We start from the raw sequence: 9668 nt of genomic DNA, 5'->3' as shown, positions 1-9668 counted from the left end.
ACCAACTCGGCACGTTGCCCCTTGATGATTTGAAAGCGCAACTGAGGCAGGCTTTGCCTGATTACATGGTGCCTAGCGCCTTCGTGATGCTGGAAGCCATGCCGTTGAGCGCCAACGGCAAGTTGGATCGGAAGCGCTTGCCGAGACCCGATAACGGGATAATGCTTAAGCGCGAATATGAAGAACCTCAAGGTGAGATTGAAATCGCCATTGCTGATGTTTGGCAGGAATTGTTTGGCTTCGGGCCCATAGGCCGTCACGATCATTTTTTTGAGATGGGCGGTCATTCGTTGCAGGCAATTACACTGATTCAACGTTTGCGAGAACGTGATCTTTTCGCTGATGTGCGCACGGTGTTTACTTCGCCCACGATATCGGCGATGGCTCAGACTGTTGTCGACAAACAGATTCTAGTCTCCAATATTGATATACCGCCAAACCTGATTAATTCGCGGCTTGAACAAGGCAATAACACGGTAACCGAGGAGTTTAGAATATGAGTTTGGAACAGGTGTTCGCCCGTATAAAGGATAAAAATATCAGTGTCGCGGCCGAGGATGGCGAGTTGGTGATACGAGCTCCGCAAGGTGTGATGGATGCCGATACGATTGCGCTACTGCGCCAGCATAAATTGGATTTGCTGGCAGCGTTGGAAGGCAGTCGAGGCGGGGATGGGTCTTGGGCGTCATCGATGTTTGACGATTTGCCTCCGTTAAAAATCACCCCGGACATGTTGACGCTAATCGACTTGTCTCAGCAGCAAATCGATAGCATCGTCGAGCAAGTTCCACAAGGTGCCACGAATATTCAGGATATTTATCCGCTGGCACCGCTGCAAGAAGGCATATTGTTCCATCATCTACTCGATACACAAGGTGATACCTATTTGCTGCGTACAGTGCTTTCCTTCGAGAACCGTGATTTTTTGGATCAATTTCTCGACGCCTTGCAGAGTGTGATTGATCGACACGATATTTTACGTAGCGCGATGTTCTGGCAAGACTTGCTGCAACCGGTGCAAGTGGTACTCAGGCAAGCTCCATTGCGGGTCGAACAACTCAGTTTGCGAGAAGACGGTGAAGCTTTGCAGCAATTACTGGACTTTACCGATCCTCATCGACTGCGTTTGAATTTGCAGGAAGCACCGTTGTTGGCGGCGTATGTCATTGTCGATCAGCAGTCGGGCGAATGTTTATTGGGGCTGCTGAGCCACCACATCGTTTGCGATCATATTAGCTTGGAATTCATCATTGCCGAGATTCACTTACTGCTTCAAAATCGAGGCAGCGAGTTATCACCAGCTCTGCCTTACCGCAATTTTATTGCGCAGTTACGCTCGATTTCGACGGAAGCACATGAGGCGTATTTTCGTAAACAATTGGCCGATATTACCGAACCCACTGCGCCGTTTGGTTTGATTGACATTAAGAGTGTTAACGAAATTCACGAAGTCAGTGTAAGGTTGCCTGATACCTTGGCCGAAAAAATTAAAGGAGTATGTCGGCAATCTGGTGTGAGTGCAGCCGTTTTGTTTCATCTGGTTTGGGCGCGAGTCGTAGCGCAATGCTGCGGTCGCGATGATGTGGTGTTCGGTACCGTGCTGACCGGTCGATTACAAGGCTCGGCTGGTGCAGATAGCGCCTTGGGTATGTTTATTAATACTTTGCCGATTCGTATTAATGCCGGTAGCAATAGTGTGAGGCAAATGGTTGCCGACACTTATCGAAATTTAATCGATCTGTTGACCCACGAGCAGGCACCACTTCCACTTGCTCAGCGATGCAGTGGAGTAACGGGAACTACGCCGTTGTTTACGACGTTGTTGAACTATCGACATAGTTTACAACCTGACACATCGACTAGCGATGGTGTTTGGGATGGCATGCGTATATTGATTGGTGGCGAAGAACGCAGCAACTACCCGATTACCTTATCGGTCGACGATTTCGGTAATGGTTTCGGTTTGACTGCACAATGTGTTAGCGGTGTGGAGCCTGGGCGGATTACCGACTATGTGCTTACAGCAATTGAAGCATTGACCGATACGTTGATGCAAAATCCAGAGCAATCTTTGCGATCAGTTACTATTCTTACTCTAGCTGAACGTCGGCAAGTTCTCCACGAGTGGAACGCCACCGAAGTGGCTTATCCCCAAGATCGCTGCATCCACCAGCTGTTCGAAGCCCAGGTCGAACAAACTCCTAATGCCATTGCATTGACGTCCGAAGATCAGTGCTTGAGCTACGCCGAACTGAACGCCAAAGCCAACCAGTTGGCGCATTACCTGATAGCCCAAGGCGTCGGCCCGGACGTGCTGGTGGGCATCTGCATCGAAAGGTCGCCGGAGATGGTGGTCGGCCTGCTCGGCATCCTGAAAGCCGGCAGCGCTTACGTGCCGCTCGACCCCCATTATCCCGAGGAACGGCTGCGTTATATGTTGGCCGACGCCGGCGTCGAGCTGCTGCTGACCCGGCAAGGCTTGACGGAGATGTTGGCGGGAAATGATAGCGGCGTAGGGTACGCACCGCGTACCTTGGCTGAATCCGGTTTTGGCGCCGAACAGGTACGAGGTGCGTACCCTACGGACGGCGTTGTTGGCCGGGGCAGGGTGGTATTAACAACGCTATGCCTTGACAGCGATTGGTCGGTCATCGCCGCCAGTCCAAGTCATAACCCCGAACCGCGCAACCACCCGCTGGATCTGGCCTATATCATCTATACCTCCGGTTCGACCGGCCAACCCAAGGGTGTGGCGGTGACGCATCGCAATGCGGTGCATTCGACTGCAGCCCGTTTCGCTCATTATTCCGACCCGGTTAAGGCCTACCTGCTCCTGTCGTCGTTCGCCTTCGACAGCTCAGTGGCCGGCATCTTCTGGACGCTGGGGCAGGGCGGTTGTCTGTGCCTGCCGGCCGGCGAGGCCGGCAAGGACCCGGCCGAACTGGCGGCCCTGATCGAACGCCGCCAAGTTTCACACTTGCTGGCCCTGCCGTCGCTGTACGCCTTGCTGCTGGCACAAGCACCGGAAAAACTGCACAGCCTGAAGGCCGCCATCGTCGCCGGCGAAGCCTGCGCGACCGACGTCGTCAAGCGCCATTTCGACATCTTGCCGCAAACCAAACTCTACAACGAATACGGCCCGACCGAAGCCACCGTGTGGAGCAGCATCTATCAAGCGAGTTTGGATGATCTCGACCGGCCTCTATCCATCGGCCGGCCGATCGGCAACGTCCGCTTGTACATTCTGGATCAATTCGGCCAACCTCTGCCGGTCGGCGTGGCCGGCGAACTCTACATCGGTGGCGCCGGTATCGTGCGCGGCTATTTGTGGCGTCCGGAATTGACCGCCGAACGTTTCATCCCCGACCCGTTCCGGGCCGATGGCGGCAGACTCTACAAAACCGGCGACCTGGCCCGCTACCGCACCGACGGTGCCATCGAGTTTCTGGGTCGCATCGACCACCAGGTTAAAATCCGCGGCTTCCGCATCGAGCTGGGCGAAATCGAAGCGCAACTGCTGGACCAGCCCAACGTTAAAGAAGCCGTGGTGTTGGCGCGGGAAGATCAGCCGGGCGACAAAAAACTGGTCGCCTATCTAGTGTTCAGCGAGCCGGCCGCCGGCCAAGACGCGGCCGTATTGGACAACTTAAAAGTCCGACTGAAACAGACTCTGCCGGATTATATGGTGCCTAGCGCCTTCGTGATTCTGGATGCCATGCCGATCAGCGCCAACGGCAAACTGGACAGGAAGAAACTGCCAGCCCCGGACTGGAGCGGATTATCGAACGCCGAATACGCTGCGCCGCAAACGCCGGTCGAGGCGGCGTTGATCCAAATCTGGCAACAACTGTTGGCCGTCGAACGCATCGGTCGCCACGACAACTTCTTCGAACTGGGCGGCGACTCCATCCTCAGCATCCAAGTGGTCAGCCGCGCCCGGCAAGCCGGCATCGTCGTCACCCCCAAACAACTGTTCCAACAACAGACCATCGCCGAACTGGCGGCGGTTGCCGAGACCGCTAGCCGTGCCGTCGCCGAGCAAGGATTAGTCACGGGCGAGCTGCCGTTGACGCCGATCCAGCATTGGTTCTTCGAGCGGAACCTAAGCAAGCCGCAGCACTGGAACCAAGCCTTGATGCTGAGCATCAAGCCCGATCTGACGCCGGCGGTGTTCGAAGCCGCGCTGCACAAACTGCTGATCCAGCACGATGCCCTGCGGATGCGCTTTACGGAACAACCGGGTCAGTGGTTGCAAACCAACTTGGCCGAGGAAACGCACAATATCCTCGAATACTGCGATTTGTCCGCCGTTGCCGCCGAACAACGCAGCGAACGGTTACAGGCGAAAGCCGGCGCATGCCAGGCCTCGCTCGACCTGAGCCAAGGGCCGTTGCTGCGCGCCGTGTGGTTCGACATGGGCGACGGTGGCAGTCAAATCCTGATCGCCATTCATCACTTGGTGGTGGATGGCGTCTCCTGGCGCATCCTGCTGGAAGATCTGAATCTGGCCTGCCGACAAAAATTGGCGGGAGAATGTATACAACTGCTCGCCAAAACCACCGCCTTCCAATACTGGGCCGAACGCCTGCAAGCATTGGCACGGAGCGGCGAATTAGCCTTGGACACCGGCTACTGGCGGGATCCGCGCCGCAAACAGGCACAAACGCTGCCGGTCGATGAACCGGCCGGCGCTAACCGGGTGGAGCTGGAAGAGGCGGTCGTCGTCGCGTTAAATGCCGAGCAAACTCGCGCCTTGCTGCAAGAAGTGCCGGCCGCCTACCGCACCCAAATCGACGAAGTGTTGTTGACCGCGTTGGCGCTGACGCTGCGCGGTTGGATCAGCGCCAATGACAATGGTGGTATAGGGGCCGTTTCAACAACCACATTGCTGATCGACCGCGAAGGTCATGGTCGTGAACATCTGGCAGACGATCTGGATGTCTCGCGCACGGTCGGTTGGTTTACCAACGTATACCCCTTGCTGTTGACGATCGACAGTGGCGACGACTTGGCGCAAAGCCTGAAAAGCATCAAGGAACAAAGCCGTGCGGTCCCGGCTCACGGTATCGGCTACGGCCTGCTACGCTACCTGTCGGATGATGCAGAACTTAGGCAAACCCTGGCCGGTATACCACCGGCGCGTATCATCTTCAACTACCTGGGGCAACTCGACACCGCATTGGCCGGTGACGCCTTGTTTCAGGTCAGCGCCGACGGCGTCGGCTCCTGCTACGATCCGGCCGGCGAACGCGCTCACGAACTGGACGTGGTTAGCAGCATCCAGGACGGCTGCTTGCGACTGAGCTGGCGCTACAGCCGCGAGCGCTACCGCCGTGCCACGCTGGAAACCCTAGCCGGCAACTACCTGCAACAGCTGCAAACCTTGATTGCCCACTGTACGCAAGCCGGCAATGGCGGCTACACGCCATCCGACTTCCCGCTGGCGGCGCTAACGCAAAGCCAATTAGGTGCTCTGAACCTGCCGCCGCGGCAGATCGACGACCTATACCCCCTGGCGCCGCTGCAACACGGCCTGATGTTCCACAGCCTGTACGAGCCCAACTCCAACGTCTACCGCATTCAACTGGCTTGCCGGCTGACCGGCAAATTCGATGCCGTTGTCTTCCAGCAGGCCTGGCAACAACTATTGGAACGTCACGCCATCCTGCGTACCCGTTTCCAGGTTCAGGGCTTGGAGCAACCGCTGCAAATCGTCGACAAACAGGCGAGATTGCCGATCAGTGAGCATGATTGGCGGCACCTAACAGAAGCTGAACGCCAACAACAATGGCAAACACTGCAAGCCATCGATCACGCGCAAGGCTTCGATTTTAGCCGCGCGCCGTTGATGCGTCTCGCCTTGGCAACTGGTACCGACGAACAGCACTACCTGCTGTGGAGCTACCACCACGTCCTGTTGGATGGCTGGAGCATGCCATTGCTGATCAAGGAAGTCTTCGCGATTTACCATGCATTGCAGCGCGGCGAAAGACCGAACCTACCGGCCGTCAAACCCTATCGCGACTACATCGCCTGGCTGCAACGCCAGGATGGAGACGCCGCCGAAAGCTACTGGCGGCAAAGCCTGGCGGGCTTCGAAGCCGCGACCGTATTGGGCACCGACCTGGCCCCCGGCGGCCATCGTCTGGCGGGCAAAGTTCAAAAACAAAGCCTGCTGCTCAGCGAAGCCGAAACCCAATGTCTGCAAAGCTTCGTCAAACAGCGGCAACTGACCCTCAACACCTTGGCGCAAGCCGCCTGGGGATTGCTGCTCAGCCACTACAGCGGCAGCGAAGACGTGGTGTTCGGCATCACCGTCTCTGGCCGGCCGGCGGAACTGACCGGCATCGAAGAACAAGTCGGCCTGTTCATCAATACGCTGCCGATGCGAGTCAGAATCAAGCCGGAAAATCAAATCGACGACTGGCTGCGGGACTTGTTCGAACAAAATCAGGAGATGCGCCGCTACGAATACGCCCCGCTGTTGCAAATCCAGAACGGCTCGGACATTGGCCGAGGTCAAAATCTGTTCGACAGCCTGCTGGTGTTCGAAAACTATCCGCTCGACCAGGCCCTGATGGAGATCGGCGGCCCGCTCAAAATCGACGAAGTCGTCGGCAACGACCCCACCAACTATCCCTTGACGCTGACGGTGTTCCCCGGCCAACAGCTGCTGCTGGAGATCAATCACGACGTCAGCCGCTTTACCGAAGGCCGTGTCGAGAGGATGTTGACGCATCTGCAACAACTGCTGAACGGGTTTGCCGAACAGCCGCAAGCCAAACTGGGTCACTTGCCGACGCTGACCGAGGCCGAGCGTCGGCAAGTTCTCCACGAGTGGAACGCCACCGAAGTGGCATATCCCCAAGATCGCTGCATCCACCAGCTGTTCGAAGCCCAAGCCGAACAAACCCCCGATGCTATTGCGTTGACGTTCGAAGACCAAAGCTTGAGCTATGCTGAGCTGAACGCCCAAGCCAATCAACTGGCGCATTATCTGATCGCCCAAGGCGTCGGCCCGGATGTGCTGGTGGGTTATCCCCAAGATCGCTGCATCCACCAGCTGTTCGAAGCCCAAGCCGAACAAACCCCCGATGCTATTGCGTTGACGTTCGAAGACCAAAGCTTGAGCTATGCTGAGCTGAACGCCCAAGCCAATCAACTGGCGCATTATCTGATCGCCCAAGGCGTCGGCCCGGATGTGCTGGTGGGCATCTGCATCGAACGCTCCTTGGAAATGGTGATTGGCCTGTTGGGGATATTGAAGGCCGGTGGGGCATATCTGCCGCTCGATCCGCAGTATCCCGAGGAGCGGTTGACATTCATGCTGAGCGACATCGCGCCGCCGGTGGTGCTGACCCAGAGCAAATTCGCCGGTCGTCATTTCGGTTCCGCGCGAGTATTTCGGTTGGACGGAGACTGGACGCAACTCGAAAACTATTCTGCCGCCAATCCGCATGTGGCCTTGCGGCCCGAGAATCTAGCCTACTGCATCTATACCTCCGGTTCCACCGGCCAACCCAAAGGCGCCGGCGTACCGCATCGAGGCATCTTGAACCGGCTGCAATGGATGCAGGCGGAATACCGACTGGACGGCGGCGACAGCGTGCTGCAGAAAACCCCCTACAGCTTCGACGTCTCGGTCTGGGAATTCTTCTGGCCGTTGATGAGCGGCGCTCGATTGGTGGTAGCCAAACCGGAACTGCACAAAGACAGCCAGGGCCTGATCGAACTGATACGCCGCGAAAATATCACCACCATCCACTTCGTGCCGTCGATGCTGCAAGCCTTCGTCGATACGCCGGACGTAGAACAGTGCACAAGCTTGAAACGGGTGATCTGCAGCGGGGAAGCCCTGCCGGCCGATCTGGTGCAACGCTTCCAGCAAAAATCGCCGGCCGGCCTGCACAACCTGTACGGCCCGACCGAAGCCTCGGTCGATGTCAGCTACTGGGCCTGCCCGGTCGATTGCCAGGAAACCGCGATTCCTATCGGCAAGCCGATTGCCAATATCAGTCTGTACATCCTGGACAGAAATCTCAATCCGGTACCCGTCGGTACGCCAGGCGAACTGCATATTGCCGGCATCGGTTTGGGGCGCGGGTATCTGAATCGGCCAGGCTTGACCGCCGACAAGTTCATTCCCGACCCTTATGGCCAGGTCGGAAGCCGGATGTACAAAACCGGCGACTTGGTGCGTTACCGGACGGACGGCAACATCGACTATCTGGGGCGCATTGATCATCAGGTCAAGATCAGAGGTTTCAGGATAGAGCTGGGCGAGATTGAAGCGCAATTGCTGGCGTATTCCGACATCAAGGAAACCGTGGTGTTGGCAAGGGAAGATCAGCCGGGCGATAAGCGTCTGGTCGCTTATCTCGTCGAAGACCAACTCGGCACGTTGCCCCTTGATGATTTGAAAGCGCAACTGAGGCAGGCTTTGCCTGATTACATGGTGCCTAGCGCCTTCGTGATGCTGGAAGCCATGCCGTTGAGCGCCAACGGCAAGTTGGATCGGAAGCGCTTGCCTGCCCCTGATATGACGGAGCAGTTGGCTAAGCAATATATCGCTCCGAGAACAGAAACCGAGCAACGTCTGGCTGATATTTGGCAGGAAGTCCTCGGTGTTGAAAAAGTCGGTGTCGGTGATGATTTCTTTGATTTGGGAGGACATTCGCTATTGGCGACGCAGTTAGTGTCACGAATAGCGGCACGTTTTGCTATTGACTTACCATTACGCGTCTTGTTTGAAACCGGCAATGTGGCGGAATTGGCAGAAAGAGTTGATGCCGGTTTAATCGACACGAGCGCAAAACCGAGATTTCCGGCTATTATGCTAACCTCGCGCCCCGACGCCATCCCGCTATCCTTTTCCCAGCAACGCCTATGGTTTTTGGATCAACTGGAGCCAGACAGTCCGTTCTACAACATCCCGGTAGCGTTACGACTGAGTGGGCCAGTGAATATAGCGGCCTTGCAGAAAAGCATCCAAGAAATTGTCAGACGCCACGAAGCCTTACGAACCGTGTTTACGCTGGCCGACGACGGCGAACCCATGCAGAAAATTCTGCCGAGCTTGTCGCTTACCATTGAGAGAATGGATTTCACAGGCTATCAGGAACATCAATCGCCGTGGCAAGCAATATGCCGCGAGGAAGCGGGCAAGCCTTTCGATCTGGCGAACGGGCCGCTGCTGCGTGTTTCGTTGTTGGCGCTGTCCGATAGCGTCGAATGCCGGGATCATATCTTGATGCTAACCATGCACCACATTGTTTCCGACGGTTGGTCATCAATGGTATTGGTGCGAGAGTTTACTGCGCTCTACCATGCCTTTAGCCAAAAGCAGTTCTCGCCTTTACCGGAGTTGGCGATTCAATATGCGGACTTCGCCTGTTGGCAACGGCGGTGGTTGGTTGATGAAGAACTGGCGCGGCAAGTGGCCTACTGGCAGGACAAACTGGCCGGAGCGCCGAGCATATTAGAATTGCCCATCGATCATCCTCGGCCTGCGATGATGACATATCGAGGTGCTAATTTTAATTTCGAAATTCCGCAAGTCTTGGTTGATGGTATTCGCGCTTTAGCCAAAGAACAAAATGTCACGCTGTTTATGCTATTGCTTGCGGCATACCAGATGCTGTTGAGCCGCCATAGCGGTCAGACTGACC

General features: G+C 56.3%; 2 protein-coding genes. Both read left to right on the top strand.

Annotated features, from left to right (window positions below; all coding sequences use genetic code 11):
- A partial coding sequence (locus tag CWO84_RS14980) for a phosphopantetheine-binding protein (protein WP_240618066.1) occupies positions 1-500 on the top strand: 500 nt, incomplete at its 5' end.
- Positions 497-9668 (top strand): non-ribosomal peptide synthetase (locus tag CWO84_RS14975; RefSeq protein WP_117433621.1); only part of this gene is annotated, 9172 nt, incomplete at its 3' end. The genes CWO84_RS14980 and CWO84_RS14975, both read left to right, overlap by 4 nt.

It is taken from the genome of Methylomonas sp. Kb3 (assembly GCF_002834115.1).
Lineage (GTDB): Bacteria > Pseudomonadota > Gammaproteobacteria > Methylococcales > Methylomonadaceae > Methylomonas > Methylomonas defluvii.
The sequence above is the reverse complement of the archived record's forward strand: the minus strand, read 5'-3'. Positions and strand labels throughout refer to the sequence as shown.